The sequence below is a fragment of the Amycolatopsis sp. WAC 01416 genome, from assembly GCF_003947485.1.
In the GTDB taxonomy this organism is placed as follows: Bacteria; Actinomycetota; Actinomycetes; order Mycobacteriales; family Pseudonocardiaceae; genus Amycolatopsis.
Window position 1 is genome coordinate 242,415 of sequence record NZ_QHHX01000005.1, and the last position, 16,257, is coordinate 258,671.

Consider the following 16,257-nt stretch of genomic DNA (forward strand, 5'->3'; position numbering starts at 1 on the left):
GTCATCTGCTGGTGGGAACACGTCGGCGCAGGTCATCAGGTTGCCTCGGGTTTCGCCGGGGGAGAACACGAGTGAATCTCGGCCGTTGCGAGCGTAGCGTCGGTAGCGTTGTAATCATGTAATCGCGGAGGCGAGCATGCACACCTACTTCAGGGCGGCGAGGCATATGGGACGAAGTGGCTGGAAGGGCCGGGGCGGCTGGCAGCAGGCGGACATCCCCTCGGCGGACGACGCGGCCGCGTGGTTCGGCGGACGGCTCCCGGAGGGCTGGTTCACCGGAGACCCCGAGGTCACGGTGGATCGCGAAGAGATCGTCATCGTCGGCGAACTCCAGCCGCTCACCGGTGAGTACGCCGACGACGCCGCCCGTGCGGCGGCCGAGGACGGCCGGATCAGCCGGTTCCGCGAGGAGACCCGCGAGGAGCGGATCGAGATCGCGCGCCAGGCCGAGCACCGGTATCAGCGCAAGGTCGCCTGGGGCGCGAGCCTCGGCGGCACGAGGCACCTGTTCACCACCCATTCGGCGCCGGTCATGACCAGGCTGAGGCAGCCGGAACGCCTGGTCCTCGACACCCTCGTCGACGCGGGCGTCGCGCGGTCGCGGTCGGAGGCGCTCGCGTGGGCCGTCCGGCTGGTCGGGGAGCACGCGGACGCCTGGCTCGCCGAGCTCCGGGAGGCGATGACCAAGGTGGACGATCTCCGCTCACAGGGACCGGACCTTTCCTGAGGCCGGAGTTCGTGCTGCGTCCCCGGATGCGGTGCGGCAGGCTGAACGCAGACCGCACCGCATCGGAGGAATCGTGGACACGCCAGGACTTCCCGCGAAGATCGACCCGGACGCGCTGACCACCGTCCTCGATGGACGGTGGGCGGAGCTCCGTCGCGCGGTGCGCGCGCAGATGGCCGCGGAGGACTTCAAGGACCCTGTCGACCTCGACGTCGAAGCGCACCGCGCCCAGGTGCTCGAATGGCTGCGCCTGCTCGCCCGCACCGACCGGCCGGGGCTCGGTTTCGACCCGGCGCACGGTGGTGGCGGTGACGTCGGCGGCTCGGTGATGTCGTTCGAGATGCTGGGTTTCGGTGACCTCTCGCTGATGGTCAAGGCCGGTGTCCAATGGGGTCTGTTCGGCGGCGCGGTGCAACTGCTCGGCACCGGACGCCACCACGAGCGCTACCTGCGGAAGATCAAGGATCTGGAGCTGCTGGGCTGCTTCGCGATGACCGAGCACGGCCACGGCTCGGACGTCCAGCATCTGCGCACCACCGCGACCTACGATCCGGCCACCCGCGAATTCGTCGTGCACACGCCGGACCGGGGCGCGATGAAGGAGTACATCGGCAACGCCGCCCGCGACGGCGAACTCGCGGTGGTGTTCGCACAGCTGATCACCGGCGGTGAATCACGCGGAGTGCACGCGTTCCTGGTGCCGATCCGCGGCGAGGGCGTGAGCGGCGTCGAGATCGAGGACTGCGGCCGCAAGGCGGGCCTCAACGGCGTCGACAACGGACGGCTCACCTTCACCCAGGTGAGGGTTCCGCGCGAGGCACTCCTCAACCGGTTCGGCGACGTCGCCGAGGACGGCACGTACCGCAGCCCGATCGAAAGCGACGGTCGCCGGTTCTTCACGATGCTCGGCACCCTCATCCGCGGCCGGGTCAGCGTCGCGGGCAGCGCCGGCAGCGCGACGAAGCGCGCGCTCGCGCTGGCCATCCGGTACGGCGAGCAGCGGAGGCAGTTCGCGCGGCCCGGCGGCGAGGAGGTCGTGATCCTCGACTACCGCGCACACCAACGGAAACTGCTGCCCGCACTGGCGACGTCGTATGCCCTGCACTTCGCGCAGGAAGCACTCGTTTCGAAGCTGAACGACATCGCCGAGGACGCGCCGGAGGAAGAGCAGCGGGAGCTGGAATCGCGTGCGGCCGGGATCAAGGCCGTCTCGACCTGGCACGCGACGGCGACCATCCAGGCCGCCCGTGAGGCGTGCGGTGGTTCGGGCTACCTCTCGGAAAACCTGCTTCCCGGTTTGAAGGCCGACACGGACGTCTTCACCACCTTCGAGGGTGACAACACCGTGTTGCTGCAGCTGGTCGCGAAGGGCCTGCTGACCAGCTACAAGGACCACTTCGAGGACCTCAGCCCGCTCGCGACCGCGCGTTTCGTGGCGGAGCAGCTCGTCGAAGCCGTGATCGAACGGACGTCCGCGCGCAAGGTCGTCGAACGGCTCACCGAGGCCGACGACGGCGACGTGCTGTACTCCCGCGAGTGGCACCTGAAGCTGTTCGAAGACCGCGAAGAACACGTACTCGGCGGCGTCGCGCAGCGCCTGCGAAAAGGTAGCTCGGACCCCTCCGGCGTCTTCGGTGTCTTCAACGACGCGCAGGACCACGTGCTTCGCGCCGGACGCGCGCACGTCGACCGGGTGGTGCTCGAAGCGTTCGTCGACGCCATCGAGCGCTGCGCCGACGGCGAGGCCCGCGAACTGCTGGAGCGGGTGTGCGACCTCTACGCGCTCGCGAACATCGAGGCGGATCGTGGCTGGTTCCTCGAACACGGACGCCTGACCTCCGGGCGCTCGAAGGCCGTCACCGCCGCGGTGAACGCCCTGTGCGCCGACCTGCGCCCGCACGCGCGGACACTCGTGGACGCCTTCGCTATCCCCGAGCAGTACCTAGCGGCTCCGATGCTGCGGGACTGATCCCGGCGCGCTGCTCGGCGAGCTCGGCCCGCAACGCCTTGACCTCGCGGGTCAGCTCGTCGAGATGCTCGCGCGTCACGGCCTGCGCGTTCTCGTCGGCCTCGGTCACCCGGCGGATCAGCCACGACGCCAGCGTCGCGGTGACCACACCGAGCAGCGCGATCCCGGCCACCATCAGCCCGACCGCGACGATCCGGCCGGTGCCGCTGACGGGATAGCGGTCGCCGTAGCCGACCGTGGTGATCGTCGTGACGGACCACCACACCGCGTCCGGGAAGTCGGTGATCGGCGCGTCCGCCTGAGTGCGTTCGGCGTCGAGTACGGCGAGCGCCGAACAGAACACGACGAGCGCCGTCGCGCCCACCGTGTAGACCACGACGCGGCCGCGCAACGACAGGCCGGCGTTGCGGTTGAGGACGTTCAGCACCGTGACCAGCCGGAGCAGCCGAAGCTGCCGGATCAGCGGGAGCACGATGATCAGCAGATCGAAGAGGTTCTTCTTGAGGAAGTCCCGCTTGTCCTTGGCGTGCTTGAGGCGGACGCCGTAGTCCAGGGCGAAGACCGCCCACGCGACCCACGTGACGACCTCGCACCAGACCCGGCCGGTGTGGCCGAGCGAGGGCTGGAGGATCGGCCACGCGTAGGCAGCCAGGAACAGTACGGCGGCGGCGTTGAGCGGCCACTCCATCCGCTTTTCCCACATCGGGCGTCTCCTCACCTGGCCTTTTCCAGGTGCACGTTAAGCGATGTCGAGGGCCGTTCCATAGAGTTTGTCGGTTTTGAGGGTGATGTAGAGCCTTCGTTCGGCGGCGATGGTCTCGAGGAACTCGGCCTCGTCCTCCGGCTTTTGGCTCTGGGCGGCGAGATATTCGAGCCCTGCCGTGTCACCGGGTGTCCGGGTGACCTCGGAGAGTTCCGCTTTCCCTTCCGCGACCGCGAATCTCCAGTGGTCGGCGCTGGAGACGTAGAGCGAGGCGGTGGGGTTGTCGCGGAGCTGTTTGACCTTGAGGCGGTCTTCGGTCGTGCTGATCCGGACCGTCCGGGCCTCGGGGTCCCACGTGTAGACGACCGTGGAGAGGTGAGGGCGTCCGTCGCGCTTGAGGGTCGCGAGGGCGCCGAAGGCGTGCTCGGCGAGGAAGTCGCTGAGAGCCGCGTCGTCGAGGGGGCGGGGCGGTGCGTTCTTGGCCATGGTGGTGATCATGGCTCGCGCGGTGGGGGCGCGGAAGAAGGCACTTTCTTGTGCCAGAGGGAACACGCGTGTGTCCGTCCTGGTCACCGTGGTCGTGTGAACAGCGGACGTACTTGACGTACTTGACGTACTTGGGCAGACTGGGTTACGACCTATCGGGAGGCCCTGTGTCAGCGCTCCACTACGACAGCTACACCGAAGCTCGCGCGCATCTGAAGGATCTGCTGGATGCCGCGGAGAAAGGTCGCGTCGCCACGGTTCGGCGTGACTCGGCTCAGGCCGCTGTCGTGGACGTCGAGCGTCTGCGCTACTTCCTCGCGTCGCTCCTGCCGGCGTCTGCCCAGGTCGTAGCCGAGGATGGAGGCTGGTCCGTGTTCATTCCAGGTTTGCCGGTAGCCGCGGACGGTGCCACCTTCGACGAAGCGCTGACCGAGATGGTCGACGCTCTGCGGGAGTACGCGGAAGACTGGCAGTCGCGGCTGCTCGATGCTCCGAATCACCGTGACAACTGGGGCTTGGTCCAGCTGATCAGCCTGAGCGATGACGATCAGCTGCGCGATTGGCTGGCGGGTACCGCGCGGTGAACTGGCCACAACCCATCCGCAAGGACCACGAGTCGTTCTGCCAAGTCGAGGAGTGGCGCCGAGTTCGCGATGCCCGCGGCCGGACGGGCACGCACCACGTCACCTACGAGTTCGACCTCCTGGACGGCCGCATCCTGCGAACCCGGATCTCGCATCCGGTGGACCGGACCGGGTACGGCAAGAGTATCTGGAGGCACATCCTCCGCGACCAGCTCGACGTTGACGAGCCGTGCTTCTGGTCGTGTGTGCGGGACGGCGTCAAACCTGACCGCGGAGTGCCAGTGCCGCAGGCTGAAGCTTTGCCTGCCGACCTGGTGCACATGCTGCTATCGCGGGTCGGTCTGCCTGAATCCGAGGTCGCGGCCATGACCAAAGCCGAGGCTATCGCGAGGCTTCAGCTGTTCTGGACTGAGGAGAGCTGACGCCGAGTTACGCGTACATCGCCAGCCAGATCGCGACGTAGTGCGACGTCGCCGCGAGAACCGTGCAGGCGTGGAAGTACTCGTGGTACCCGAAGGTCTCCGGGAAGTGGTTCGGCCACTTGACCGCGTAGAACACCGCGCCCAGCGTGTAGAACAGCCCGCCGACGCAGAGCAGGACGAGTGCCGCGACGCCGGCGTGGGAGCCCAGTTCGGGCAGGACGAAGACGGCGACCCAGCCCAGTGCGATGTAGATCGGCACGCCCAGCCAGCGGGGCGCGTTCGGCCACAGCATCTTCAGGGTGACGCCGCCGATCGCGCCGCCCCAGACGATCGCCAGCACGATGTACCCGGTCGGCTGGGACATCGCCAGAAGGGTGAACGGCGTGTAGGTGCCGGCGATGAACAGAAAGATCATCGAATGGTCGGCGCGCTTCATCCATTCGTATGCTCGTGGGCTCCACAAGCGACGGTGATAGAGCGCGCTGACGCCGAAGAGGCCGAGCACGGTCAGCCCATAGACCGAAGTGGACAAAGCGGCTATAGGCGACACAGTGGACGCGGCGAGACTGATGAGGGTCACGGCTCCGGCGACTGCGACGAAGAAGGACCAGAAGTGGATGTGCCCCCGCAACCGAGGACGTGTGTCCACCAAGGGCGCGGGGCCGGACGGCTGCTGTTCGGACTCTACGCTCACTCTTCCCAGGTTACGGCACCGTAGGTTTTTCGCCAGTGTCCGTGGCGCGTCCCACTGGGGCCCGCGGGGTGACTACTCTCCAATGGCGTGAGTCTTCGGTCCTTCTTGTCAGACGTCGTGTACAGCGCCTACGGCAGGCGCCTGATCCAGCAGGCCAAGGGGCGCCATCCACGCCACATCGCCATCATGCTGGACGGCAACCGCCGCTGGGCGCGCGAAGCGGGCTTCACCGACGTCGCCGACGGGCACCGCGCGGGCGCCAAGAAGATCGCCGACTTCCTGAGCTGGTGCAACGAGGCCGACGTCGAGGTCGTCACCATGTGGCTGCTCTCGACCGACAACCTCGGCCGCGCGGCCGAGGAACTGAGCCCGTTGCTGAAGATCATCACCGACGTCACCGACGAACTGGCCGCGCCGCACACGCCCTGGCGGCTCCGCATCGTGGGAGCCCTCGACCTGCTGCCCCCGGAGGTCGCGAAGGCCCTCAGCGCGGCCGCGGAGCGCACGGAGGGGCGCTCCGGGATGGAGGTCAACGTCGCGGTCGGTTACGGAGGGCGTCAGGAGATCGCCGACGCGGTCCGCAAACTGCTGCTCCAGCACGCCGACGAGGGCACGTCGATCCGCGAGCTCGCGAAGATCCTGGACGTCGACCATATTTCCGAGCATATGTACACCTCTGGTCAGCCGGATCCGGATCTGATTATCCGCACCTCGGGTGAGCAGCGGCTTTCCGGATTTCTGCTCTGGCAATCGGCGCATTCGGAATTCTGGTTCACCGAAGCTTATTGGCCCGCGTTCCGCCGGGTCGATTTCCTGCGGGCCATGCGTGATTACGCGTGGCGGCACCGGCGCTTCGGTTCTTGACCCGTGACATGACGAAGGCCCCGGCGTGCACTCCGGGGCCTTCGACGTCGTCACTGAAGATCAGTGGTTGTGCTCCAGCGAGTGGAGGATCAGGGCCGGGGTGGTGGCGATGCCCGTGTAGGCACCGGCGACCAGCGAAGCGGCACCGTAACCCAGCGCGCCGCCGCCCTCGATGAAGGTGTTGTAGGCGTCGCCGAACGTCGGGTCCGGGGTGCCGGTGGTGTCACCGGTCGCGGCGAACGCGGTTCCGCCGACCATCATGATGCCCGCGGCGACGGCGGAAACGAAACCAGCCTTCTTCAGCACTTCGCACACTCCTTGGTAGAGATATTCAGGGATCGGGGGCACCGAAATCCGGTGGGGGTGTCCCGCAGTGAGAAAATTACTCGCTATTCAGAAGTTGTGACCGTCTCGTAAGCCCATTGTGTGAGGCCGAAAAGGCGCGTTTCACTCGGTAAGGTTCTCTGTCTCGGCCACAAAATGCGGGCCGCTACCAAGCGTGGTAGAACCCTCGATCCCATCAGGTGAACGCCCTGCGTCGCGTTAATCCATCCGGGTCACGTCGACGAGCGTCCCTGAATGGAGATCATCACTACACACCGTGATGGTGACGAGGCGTTGATGTCACGCGACCGACAGTGAGATGACGGTTTGGCGAATCACCGTGGTGGCTGCCTGCGCGATCGGCCGGACGCAGGTACCTTCCGGAAGTGAGGGTTCGCGTCCCATGCGGACTCTCACGGGAGGCCCTGGTCGTGGCGGTAGTCGACAGGGCGGCACAGCCGCCCAGTGGATGCACGAGCGGGCCGGCACCCGGCCCTCGTGGCCGTGCCGACTGACGCGGTGAGCGTCGGGAGGAACGGTTAGCCAGGGAAGTGCCCGGCCCAGCGAGTGCGGGCGTGGTGCCACGCCCACGAGGGAGATGCCGTCGTGACTGCGCAGCGTTCACCCCGCAAGGCCTCTGGCCGTTCTTCGACCGGTGCCCCTGGCCCGGAGAAAGCCTCGATCTCGCCCGAATCCCAGCGGTCCACTTACGTGCTCGACACGTCGGTCCTGCTCTCTGACCCCTGGTCGGTGACTCGTTTCGCCGAACACGCGGTCGTGCTTCCGCTGGTCGTCATCAGTGAACTGGAGGCGAAACGTCACCATCCCGAACTGGGGTGGTTCGCGCGCGAAGCGCTTCGCATGCTCGACGACCTGCGTCGTCAGCACGGCAGGCTCGACGCGCCGCTCCCGATCGGTGAGCACGGCGGCACCCTGCAGGTGGAGTTGAACCACTCCGATCCCACGGTGCTCCCGGTCGGCTTCCGCACCGACTCCAACGACCACCGCATCCTCGCCTGTGCGCTCAACCTGGCGGCGGAACGCGCGTCGGTCACGCTGGTGACCAAGGACATCCCCCTGCGTGTCAAGGCGGGCGCCGTCGGTCTCGAAGCCGACGAGTACCGCGCGCAGGAGGTGACGCCCTCGGGCTGGACGGGGATGGCGGACGTGGACGTCCCGCAGACCCTGATCGACGCGCTGTTCGGCGCGTCGTCCGCGGATCCGGCGGAATTCGGGATGCCCGAAGTCGGTGAACTGCCCTGTCACACCGGTTTGAGGCTGCTCGCGGGCAGTTCGAGCGCGCTGGGCCGGGTCACCGCGGACAAGCGGATCCGGCTCGTGCGGGGTGACAAGGAGGCGTTCGGCCTGCACGGCCGCTCCGCCGAGCAGCGGGTGGCGCTGGATCTCCTGCTGGACTCCGATGTCGGCATCGTCTCGCTGGGCGGACGCGCCGGTACCGGCAAGTCGGCGCTCGCGCTCTGCGCGGGCCTGGAATCGGTGATGGAACGCCGCCAGCACCGCAAGGTCGTGGTGTTCCGGCCGGTGTACGCGGTCGGCGGCCAGGATCTGGGCTACCTGCCCGGTTCCGAGAGCGAGAAGATGCAGCCGTGGGCGCAGGCGGTGTTCGACACCCTCGGTGGCCTGGTCAGCCAGGACGTCCTCGACGAGGTCTTCGACCGCGGCATGCTCGAGGTGCTCCCGCTGACCCACATCCGCGGCCGGTCGCTGCACGACACGTTCGTCATCGTCGACGAGGCGCAGTCCTTGGAGCGCAACGTGCTCCTGACCGTGCTTTCGCGGCTCGGCACGGCCTCGCGGGTCGTGCTCACGCATGACGTCGCGCAGCGCGACAACCTGCGGGTCGGGCGGCACGACGGCGTTTCGGCGGTGATCGAGAAGCTCAAGGGTCACCCGTTGTTCGCGCATGTCACGTTGACCCGGTCCGAGCGGTCGCCGATCGCGGCGCTTGTCACCGAGATGCTGGAGGATCACGGCTGAGCACGTGCCATGAAAGGTCCTTTCCTTGCAAAATTTGCAAGGAAAGGACCTTTCATGGCGGCTAGGTGACCGGTTTCGCCCAGGGGAGCGACCGTCCGTCCACGTCGTCGGTGAGTTCGACGCCGAGCATGGCCGAAAGCGTCGCGCCCAGGTCGACGACGTCCAGGTCCGGCAGTTTCGCGCCCGGTTCGAAACCGGCCCCGCTGGCGAGGAGCAGCCCGTCCGGCCGGTGGTCTCCCGTGCGCCAGTGCTCGTCCGGTCCGTAGACGACGCCGGTCTTGGGCGACCAGACCGTCTCGATCGGACCGGTGCGGGCCCAGTCGATCAGCAGATCCGGCAGGGTGTCGTCGGCCTCGCGGTCGTAGTGGTCGCTCGTGCGGGAAACCTCGCGTACGACCGGCTTCCCGGTCGCGACGTTCACCAGCGAGAGCAGGTCTTCGGTCAGCTGCTCGCAGACGGCCTCGTACTCCGCGCCGGACCGGACGACGCCGTGCGGTTCGCGGCCCGCCAGGTTGATCCGCACCCCGCCGAAGACGAAGTTGTTGGGGGACAGGTAGAACCGCTGCTTCGACCGCTGTTCGGCGGTCGCCCAGTTCGGCACCGCGGGCAGCGGGGCCGCCGCCAGCCGCTTGCGCAGCAGTGGCATCGCGGCCGACGCCAGTTTCGTCCGCAAAGGACCGGGGAACGCGGAGTAGGCGCGTTTGGCCAGCGTCATCGCGCCGCCGCCACGCAGTCCTTCGGTCTCCACCGTGTCGAGAAGCCGCAGGATTTCGTGCAGCAGATGGCTTCCCTCGTACCGAGGTCCCATGCCGTGGCTCAGCAGCACGAAGACCGCCGTGTCCGGCCCGGCCAGCGCGAGATGCCCGCCGATCGCGTCGTCGAGACTCCGGTAGACCGAGCGGATCGGGTCCAGTTCGGTCGCGAGCGTGGCGTCGTGGTCGCGGTGCGCGGGATCGTGCAGATGCCATTGCTGATGGCCGATGCTGTGGGATTCCCCGTACACCGAAAGGAAAAGATCCCAGTCACCTTCGGCGAGCAGCTTGGTCGACACCTGCGTCTTCTGCCCGATCCCGGCGACGAGGCCGTGGGTCAGCGCGCGCTCCTCCTCGGGTGTCCGATGTGGACCTTCGCGGTGGAGGTAGTCGTCCGGTGCCCAGTCACGGACCAGATCGGGCTCGGCGGTGAGGATGGGAGTGAGCCCGATGTCGGCTTCGATCTCCTTCGCCAGCTCCGGCGGTGACGTGTGGAAGCCGAAATGCCGGTCGTGGCAGGCGTACTCGCTCACCATGACCCCGTTGAGCGGCTTGTCCGCGCGGGAATGCGGGACGTCGAGTACGGCGACGCGTTTCCCGGCGTCGGAAAGCGTCTCCCAGAACGGGGTGCCCCGGATTTCCAGCGGGCTGGTCAGCCGCCGTTCGTAGGTCTTGGTGTCGACCTCTTCCCAGCAGTGGAATCCGGTCCGCGCGGCGGTGCGCGCGGTGAAGAAACTGCTCCACAGCGAGCCGACGAACAGGCCGTAGGGATTGTGCGTGGTCGCCGAAGCGCTGGTTTCGAGCAGACGCGCCAACGTCGGTACCTCACCCGCCGCGGCGAGATCGCGGATCGTGCCGGGGTCGCAGGCGTCGAGCGCGACCACGAGGATCTTGGCGGGTTCGGTCATGATCGGTGCTCCGGTCCTGAATGTTTGCGGCGGATGGCGGCGAAGTCGTCGTCGTAGGTCGGACCGTGGGAGAGCCTGTCCCCGGAAGTCGTGGTGTAGTAGCAGGAGATCGCCGGGACGACCAAGGGTTCGCGGTCCGCGGTCAGCGCCAGGAGCAGGTCCCAGTCGCCCATCTCGACCAGCGACTCGTCGAACCGGGCCTGGGGAAGACCCGCCCGGTGTGCGACGGCGCCGATGTCGGCGAGGTTCTCCCGCAGCAGCGTTTCCCGGTCGTAGCGCCGCAAGAACAGCTCCGGCAGGCCGCCGATGTCGTCGATGACGAAGCCGCCGTAGGCCGCCGTGATCTCCGGATGCTCACCGAACGCCCAGCCCAAGGCCTTGAGCCACAACGGATGCAGGGTGTTGTCGTCGTCGAGGTAGGCGACGACGTCCCCGGTGACCTCGGCGAGCCCGGCGTTGCGGGCGGCGCAGACGCCGCCGTGTTCGACCCGGATCGACCGGATCCGCGGGTCTTCGAAACCGGCGATCACCTTGGGGGTGGAGTCCGAACTGGCGTCGTCGACGATCACCAGTTCCCAGTGCGGATAGCGTTGCGCACGCACCGAAGCGACGGCGCGGGGCAGCAGCGCGGCCCGGTCGTGCGTCGGCAGGACGATCGAAATCTTCGGTGTGGCCCGGAGTTCGTGCTGATCGAGCCAGTGCGTGAACGTGCGGACGTCGCGGGCGGCTTCGAGACTTCCGGCCCGGAGATGCAGGCCTTCGAAGGCGGTGTCATGGCTTTTCAGCCAGCCGTCGAGGGCTTCCTGCCGCGTGTCGAGGGCGGCTTGCCTGGCTTCGACGGTGGTGGCGCGCGCGTCGCCGTCGCGCAGGGCTCCGCCGTGATCCTCGAGCCAGGCGTTGTGATGTTCCAGCACCGCGCGCAGCCGCTCGATTTCCGCGGCCTGGTCCGCGATCGCGGACCGTAGTGCGGCGATTTCCCCGTTTTCCGCGTGGCGGCGATCCAGTGCCGCCGCCACGATCCGTCTCAGGCGTCTCACCCGGTGCACCCTAGTGCTTCAGGTGCCTGGGATCACCAGCCCGACGGCAGCGGCCGTCCTTCCGCGAAGCCCGCGGCGGACTGGATCCCGAGCAGCGCGCGCTCGTGGAATTCCTCCAGTGTCCGCGCGCCCGCGTACGTGCAGGCAGACCGGACACCGGAGCCGATGGAATCGAGCAGGTCTTCGACGCCGGGGCTGGCCGGGTCCAGCGCCATCCGCGACGCCGAGATGCCCTCTTCGAACAGGCCCTTCTTGGCGCGTTCGAAGACGTTGTCCGTGCGCGTGCGGGCGCCGACGGCTCGCTTCGACGCCATGCCGAACGATTCCTTGTACGGCTTGCCCTGCTCGTCGTAGCGCAGGTCGCCGGGGGATTCGTGGGTGCCGGCGAACCACGAGCCGACCATGGCGGCCGACGCGCCCGCGGCCAGCGCGAGCGCGACGTCGCGTGGATGCCGCACGCCGCCGTCCGCCCAGACGTGTTTACCCAGTTCACGGGCAGCGGCCGCGCATTCGGCGACGGCGGAGAACTGCGGGCGGCCGACGCCGGTCATCATCCGGGTGGTGCACATGGCGCCGGGGCCGACGCCGACCTTGACGACGTCCGCGCCCGCGTGGATCAGGTCGCGCGTGCCTTCCGCGGTGACCACGTTCCCGGCGACCACCGGGACCCGCGGGTTCACCGAACGGACGGCCTTGAGCGCGGAGATCATCTTCTCCTGGTGGCCGTGCGCGGTGTCGACGACCAGCACGTCGACGCCGGCCGCGAGGACGGCCTCGGCCTTCGCCGCGACGTCGCCGTTCACGCCGATCGCGGCGGCGACGCGCAGGCTGCCGCCGTCGTCGACGGCCGGGGTGTAGATCTCCGCGCGCAGCGCCGCGATCTCGGTCAGGACGCCGGCGAGCCTGCCGTTCTCGTCGATGCCGAGCGCGAGACGGCCGCCGTGATCGTGCAGACGCTCGAACACCTCACGCGGCGGGGTGTTCAAGGGCACCGTGACGACCGCGGGCTCCGCGACGTCGGCCAGCCGCGCGAAGCGGTCGACACCGGCGCAGGCCGCTTCGTCGACGACGCCGACGGGCTTGCCGTCCTCGTCCACCACGACGACGGCGCCGTGGGCGCGTTTGCCGACCAGGTTCAGCGCGTCGGCCACCGCGTCCCCGCCGGTCAGCACGAGCGGGGTGTCCCACACGGTGTGACGGCTCTTGACCCAGGTGACGATGTCGGCGACCGCGGCCACGTCGACATCCTGGGGCAGGACGACGAGCCCACCGCGCCGGGCGACCGTCTCGGCCATCCGGCGACCGGCGACGGCGGTCATATTGGCCACCACGATCGGGATCGTCGCGCCGGTGCCGTCCACAGTGGACAGGTCGACGTCGAAGCGGGACTCCACGTCCGACCGGTTCGGCAAGAGGAACACGTCGTCGTAGGTCAGGTCGTGAGCGGGCCGATGCCCGTCGAGAAAGCGCACGAGGCCCCAGGATACCCGCGTGGGACAATGTCGGCATGACCGACCGGGACCGTGACGAAACCGGCCGAGCCCGTAACGCGCGCCCGCGAGACGGCCTCGGCAGGCCGCTCCCGTACGGCGCCGACGGTGTCGAGCGCCAGCCCGAGGGCATCGAACGGAGCCCGGAGGACACCATCTCCGAGGCCCAGCGCCTGCTCGACGCGGGGCGTCCGTTCCACGCGCACGAGGTGTTCGAGGACGCGTGGAAGACCACCGACGGGCCGGAACGGGAGCTGTGGCGCGGCCTCGCGCAGCTCGCCGTGGGCCTGACCCACGTGGCCAGGGGGAACGGGAACGGCGCGGCCTCGCTGCTGGAGCGTGGTGCGGACAACATCGAGCCGTTCCGTGAGGCCGGCCCGCACGGGATCGACATCCCCGGCCTGCAGGTTTGGGCGCGGCAGATGGCCGAAGCGGTGAAGGGGCGTGCCCAGGTGGAGCCCGTCGCGCCGCGCCTACAACGCCAGTAACGCCGAGCCCGAGCGATACAGCTCGATCAGCAGCGGCCGCAGGGCCAGTCCCACCGGGGTGAGCCGGTAGCTGGTCCGGCTCGGGAAGCCCGGCAGTTCGTCGCGGACGGCGAGGCGTCGCGCGGTCAGGTCGCCGAGGCGTTCTGTCAGCACCTTCGCGGACAAGTCGGGTAACGCCGCGCGAAGGTCGCTGAAGGACCGCGCCCCGCCCATGAGTTCCCGCAGTACCAGCGTCGTCCACCGGCCCGAAATCGCGGCGAGCGCGACCTCGACGGGACAGTCCGGCTCGGGCCGCCGGGTGCGGCCGCGGGCGTCCGGGACGAGTTCGCCGTCGAAGGTTTCCGTTTGGTGACCTGCTTCGCGGTCGGTTTCGCTGTCCGCATGACGCATTCCCCCAGTGTGCCTTTGACCATTGACGCGGCCGAACATCCCTTCGTTTTCCAGGCCGCCTTCAACACCGGATCCGCCGAAATCCTCGACACGGTCTACGAGCCGGACGCCGTGTTCGTCCGCCGGGACGGGGTGCGGGTGACCGGCGCGGAACGCCGGGCCGCGAACGGCGGGATCCTCGCGCTCGGGCAGCCCATCAAGGTCGCTCCGCGTCAGGTGCACGTGGCCGGTGACCTGGCCTTGTTGATCGTCGACTGGGTCATCGAAGGGCATCTCGCGGCGACGGCCACCGACGTCGCCCGACGTGGCGAGGACGGGTTCTGGCGCTACGTGATCGACAATCCGTTCGGTGTCGGCGCACCTTGAGTACTCGACATACCGCGAGTATGTTACTTCGAGTAGGGATACTGCCCGGTAGGTAACGGCGGGAGAAAGCGCGATGAGCGAGCCCAAGGAACTGCTGGCCGAGCCGCTGAAACTGCGGTGCGGCGCGATCCTGCCGAACCGGCTGGCCAAGGCCGCGTTGAGCGAGCAGCTCGGCGACCGCCGCAACCGGCCCACCGCGGAACTGGCCGAGCTGTACCGGACGTGGTCGCGAGGCGGCGCCGGCACACTGATCACCGGCAACGTCATGGTCGATCCGACCGCGCTGGGCGAACCGCGCAACGTCGCGGTGCCCCGGGAGCCGGACGCCACCGAATTCAAGCCGTGGGCACGGTCGGCGGACGGGACCGAGGCCCGGTTGTGGGTCCAGCTCAACCATCCCGGCAGGCAGAGCCCGCGCTTCCTCACCCGTCAGCCGGTCGCGCCGTCGGCGGTGCCGTTCGGCGACCGCGGCATCCGCTCGGTGTTCGCGACGCCGCGGGCACTGACCGGCGACGAGATCGAGGCGATCATCGACCGGTTCGGCGTGGCCGCGCGAACCGTCGTCGACGCCGGATTCGCCGGAGTCCAGATCCACGGCGCGCACGGCTACCTCGTCTCGCAGTTCCTCTCACCGCTGACCAACCTGCGAACCGACGGCTGGGGCGGCGACGCACTCCGGCGGCGGCGGTTCCTGCTGGAAGTGGTCGCCCGCGTGCGCGCCGAGGTCGGCGACGCCGTGCCGATCGCGGTCAAGCTCAACAGCGCGGACTTCCAGCGCGGCGGATTCAGCGAGGAGGAATCGCTCGAAGTCGTCCGCGAACTGGGTGAAGCCGGTATCGACCTGCTGGAAGTCTCCGGCGGCACCTACGAGAAGGCCGCCATGATGGGGTCGGCCAAGTCGAGCACCGCAAGCCGCGAGGCCTACTTCCTCGACTACGCCGCGAAAGCGCGGCAGATCAGCGACGTCGCGTTGATGGTCACCGGCGGCTTCGCCAGCCCGGCGGGAATGGCGGACGCGCTGCGGTCCGGCTCGCTGGACGTCATCGGCCTCGGCAGGCCGCTGATCGTCGACCCGGCACTGCCCAGCCGCTTGCTGGGCGGCGAGGACGTCCGCGCCCGGCGCACGGCCCCGAAGACCGGCATCCGGCTGGCCGACAGCCTGCTCGAAATCCAGTGGCACACCCAGCAGATGCACCGGGTGGCCGCCGGGAAACCGGTGGACCGGCGGCTCGGCGCGGTCCGGACGCTAGTACGAGCCGGCGTCGCGGATCCGCTCAACGCCTTCCGGCGGGTCCGGGGCTAAGTAGTCGTCGGTGTCATCGCGCCGGCTGAACGTGCGGTCGAAGCCGACCGCGGCCGCCGCGAGGCCGATGAACAGCACGCCGACCAGCACGCAGTTGAACGCGACACCGCCGTAGCTGTTGATGGCGGGATCGACGAACGGGTACGGATAGAACCCGATGATGGCGCCGCGCACCAGCGTGACCGCGAGCCAGCCCAGTGGGTACAGCAGCGACCACGACAGCACCCGCCACGACAACTGGCCGCGCGGGCCGAACAGCAGCCAGCCCGCGACGCACATCAGCGGCGACACCTTGTGCAGCATCGTGTCGGCGAAGACGGCCCAGCCGTGCAGTTCGTAGAGATCGGCGAGCGCGACCTGGAAGACGACCCCGGTCACGGTGATGCCGACGAGGCCGGTGAGCCGCAGCACGCCGAACAGGGTCGACCGGCCCGCGACACCGAGCGCGAGCAGCAGGCTGCCGACGCCGACCAGGATGTTCGAGTCGATGGTGAAGAAGGCCAGCAGGTTGGCCACCCGCCCGGCCGGGGTGTGGAAGGTGCCGCCGGTGGTGCCGGCGGACACCGGGATCTGGGCGGCGAGACCGGCGATCACCACCAGCGCCGTCGCGCCGAACCAGGCACGCGCGATCTTGGAAGCCTGCATTCCACCTACCTTATGGGTGATCGGGTGGAGACGTCCCGTCACCACCGCACGCCGCCACTCGATCGGGGGCGGAACGCCGCCGGGACTTCCCGGCCGGTGGGTCATAT

General features: G+C 68.6%; 18 protein-coding genes. 9 read left to right on the forward strand and 9 right to left on the reverse strand.

The genetic code is table 11. The features are described from left to right. The first annotated feature begins 166 nt into the window (after positions 1-166). Positions 167-727, forward strand: coding sequence for a hypothetical protein (locus DL990_RS18380; RefSeq protein ID WP_125789460.1), 561 nt, complete (start codon positions 167-169; stop codon positions 725-727). A 73-nt stretch (positions 728-800) separates the two neighbouring features. Further along, positions 801-2,696 (forward strand): acyl-CoA dehydrogenase, encoded by a 1,896-nt coding sequence (locus DL990_RS18385; RefSeq protein WP_125799387.1) that lies wholly within the window; start codon positions 801-803, stop codon positions 2,694-2,696. On the opposite strand, the gene DL990_RS18390 is transcribed toward DL990_RS18385, so the two are convergent. Together DL990_RS18390 and DL990_RS18395 are read right to left on the reverse strand one after the other, a co-directional pair. Continuing rightward, positions 2,653-3,399, reverse strand: a complete 747-nt coding sequence (locus tag DL990_RS18390) for a potassium channel family protein (protein ID WP_125799388.1) — start codon at positions 3,397-3,399, stop codon at positions 2,653-2,655. The genes DL990_RS18385 and DL990_RS18390 overlap by 44 nt on opposite strands. A 36-nt stretch (positions 3,400-3,435) precedes the next feature. Then, positions 3,436-3,885, reverse strand: coding sequence for a pyridoxamine 5'-phosphate oxidase family protein (locus DL990_RS18395; RefSeq protein WP_125799389.1), 450 nt, complete (start codon positions 3,883-3,885; stop codon positions 3,436-3,438). A 167-nt stretch (positions 3,886-4,052) separates the two neighbouring features. On the opposite strand from DL990_RS18395, the gene DL990_RS18400 reads away from it, so the two are divergent. Together DL990_RS18400 and DL990_RS18405 are read left to right on the forward strand one after the other, a co-directional pair. Further along, entirely contained in the window at positions 4,053-4,469 is a 417-nt protein-coding gene (locus DL990_RS18400) for a prevent-host-death protein (protein WP_125789435.1), read from the forward strand. Further along, on the forward strand, positions 4,466-4,891 hold the full coding sequence (locus tag DL990_RS18405) for a cytotoxic translational repressor of toxin-antitoxin stability system (RefSeq protein ID WP_125799390.1): 426 nt from the start codon (positions 4,466-4,468) through the stop codon (positions 4,889-4,891). The genes DL990_RS18400 and DL990_RS18405 overlap by 4 nt, the downstream gene beginning before the upstream one ends. Before the next feature lie 7 nt (positions 4,892-4,898). Here DL990_RS18405 and DL990_RS18410 read toward each other — a convergent pair whose 3' ends face one another. After that, positions 4,899-5,540 carry a hemolysin III family protein gene (locus tag DL990_RS18410; RefSeq protein WP_125789458.1) on the reverse strand — a complete coding sequence of 214 codons (642 nt, stop codon included), beginning with the start codon at positions 5,538-5,540 and terminating at the stop codon, positions 4,899-4,901. 132 nt (positions 5,541-5,672) lie between these two features. Here DL990_RS18410 and DL990_RS18415 point away from each other — a divergent pair, with 132 nt between their 5' ends. After that, a complete protein-coding gene (locus DL990_RS18415; RefSeq protein ID WP_037306485.1) occupies positions 5,673-6,449 on the forward strand; it encodes an isoprenyl transferase in 777 nt (258 codons plus the stop codon). A 60-nt stretch (positions 6,450-6,509) separates the two neighbouring features. Here the strand turns inward: DL990_RS18415 and DL990_RS18420 are convergent, their stop codons facing one another. Further along, positions 6,510-6,755 carry a hypothetical protein gene (locus DL990_RS18420; RefSeq protein ID WP_125674040.1) on the reverse strand — a complete coding sequence of 82 codons (246 nt, stop codon included), beginning with the start codon at positions 6,753-6,755 and terminating at the stop codon, positions 6,510-6,512. Positions 6,756-7,484: 729 nt separating this feature from the next. Here DL990_RS18420 and DL990_RS18425 point away from each other — a divergent pair. After that, complete coding sequence (locus DL990_RS18425; RefSeq protein WP_125799623.1) at positions 7,485-8,771, forward strand: PhoH family protein; 1,287 nt, start codon at positions 7,485-7,487, stop codon at positions 8,769-8,771. A 61-nt stretch (positions 8,772-8,832) separates the two neighbouring features. On the opposite strand, the gene DL990_RS18430 is transcribed toward DL990_RS18425, so the two are convergent. Genes DL990_RS18430 through DL990_RS18440 form a run of 3 tightly spaced genes read right to left on the reverse strand, consistent with a single transcriptional unit; the run spans position 8,833 to position 12,940 of the window. Continuing rightward, positions 8,833-10,431, reverse strand: coding sequence for an alkaline phosphatase family protein (locus tag DL990_RS18430; RefSeq protein ID WP_125799391.1), 1,599 nt, complete (start codon positions 10,429-10,431; stop codon positions 8,833-8,835). Then, a complete protein-coding gene (locus DL990_RS18435; protein WP_125799392.1) occupies positions 10,428-11,468 on the reverse strand; it encodes a glycosyltransferase family A protein in 1,041 nt (346 codons plus the stop codon). The genes DL990_RS18430 and DL990_RS18435 overlap by 4 nt, the downstream gene beginning before the upstream one ends. 32 nt (positions 11,469-11,500) lie before the next feature. Continuing rightward, positions 11,501-12,940 (reverse strand): GuaB1 family IMP dehydrogenase-related protein, encoded by a 1,440-nt coding sequence (locus DL990_RS18440; RefSeq protein ID WP_125789432.1) that lies wholly within the window; start codon positions 12,938-12,940, stop codon positions 11,501-11,503. A 35-nt stretch (positions 12,941-12,975) separates the two neighbouring features. On the opposite strand from DL990_RS18440, the gene DL990_RS18445 reads away from it, so the two are divergent. After that, positions 12,976-13,446: a DUF309 domain-containing protein gene (locus DL990_RS18445; RefSeq protein ID WP_125789431.1), complete on the forward strand. Its 471-nt coding sequence runs from the start codon at positions 12,976-12,978 to the stop codon at positions 13,444-13,446. On the opposite strand, the gene DL990_RS18450 is transcribed toward DL990_RS18445, so the two are convergent. Beyond that, complete coding sequence (locus DL990_RS18450; RefSeq protein WP_125799393.1) at positions 13,432-13,836, reverse strand: helix-turn-helix domain-containing protein; 405 nt, start codon at positions 13,834-13,836, stop codon at positions 13,432-13,434. The two genes, DL990_RS18445 and DL990_RS18450, sit on opposite strands and share 15 nt — an antisense overlap. Positions 13,837-13,845: 9 nt before the next feature. Here DL990_RS18450 and DL990_RS18455 point away from each other — a divergent pair, with 9 nt between their 5' ends. After that, positions 13,846-14,202, forward strand: a complete 357-nt coding sequence (locus tag DL990_RS18455; protein WP_233620505.1) for a DUF4440 domain-containing protein — start codon at positions 13,846-13,848, stop codon at positions 14,200-14,202. Between the two features lie 73 nt (positions 14,203-14,275). Beyond that, positions 14,276-15,505: an NADH:flavin oxidoreductase/NADH oxidase family protein gene (locus DL990_RS18460; RefSeq protein WP_125799395.1), complete on the forward strand. Its 1,230-nt coding sequence runs from the start codon at positions 14,276-14,278 to the stop codon at positions 15,503-15,505. Here the strand turns inward: DL990_RS18460 and DL990_RS18465 are convergent. Further along, entirely contained in the window at positions 15,449-16,150 is a 702-nt protein-coding gene (locus tag DL990_RS18465; protein WP_125789427.1) for a Pr6Pr family membrane protein, read from the reverse strand. The genes DL990_RS18460 and DL990_RS18465 overlap by 57 nt on opposite strands. Positions 16,151-16,257 lie beyond the last annotated feature (107 nt).

Coding starts and splice junctions, on each gene's coding strand:
- DL990_RS18380 (WP_125789460.1), top strand. CDS start 167: ATGGGACGAAGTGGCTGGAAGGGCCGGGGCGGCTGGCAGCAGGCGGAC.
- DL990_RS18390 (WP_125799388.1), bottom strand. CDS start 3,399: ATGTGGGAAAAGCGGATGGAGTGGCCGCTCAACGCCGCCGCCGTACTG.
- DL990_RS18395 (WP_125799389.1), bottom strand. CDS start 3,885: ATGGCCAAGAACGCACCGCCCCGCCCCCTCGACGACGCGGCTCTCAGC.
- DL990_RS18430 (WP_125799391.1), bottom strand. CDS start 10,431: ATGACCGAACCCGCCAAGATCCTCGTGGTCGCGCTCGACGCCTGCGAC.
- DL990_RS18445 (WP_125789431.1), top strand. CDS start 12,976: ATGACCGACCGGGACCGTGACGAAACCGGCCGAGCCCGTAACGCGCGC.
- DL990_RS18450 (WP_125799393.1), bottom strand. CDS start 13,836: ATGCGTCATGCGGACAGCGAAACCGACCGCGAAGCAGGTCACCAAACG.
- DL990_RS18460 (WP_125799395.1), top strand. CDS start 14,276: ATGAGCGAGCCCAAGGAACTGCTGGCCGAGCCGCTGAAACTGCGGTGC.
- DL990_RS18465 (WP_125789427.1), bottom strand. CDS start 16,150: ATGCAGGCTTCCAAGATCGCGCGTGCCTGGTTCGGCGCGACGGCGCTG.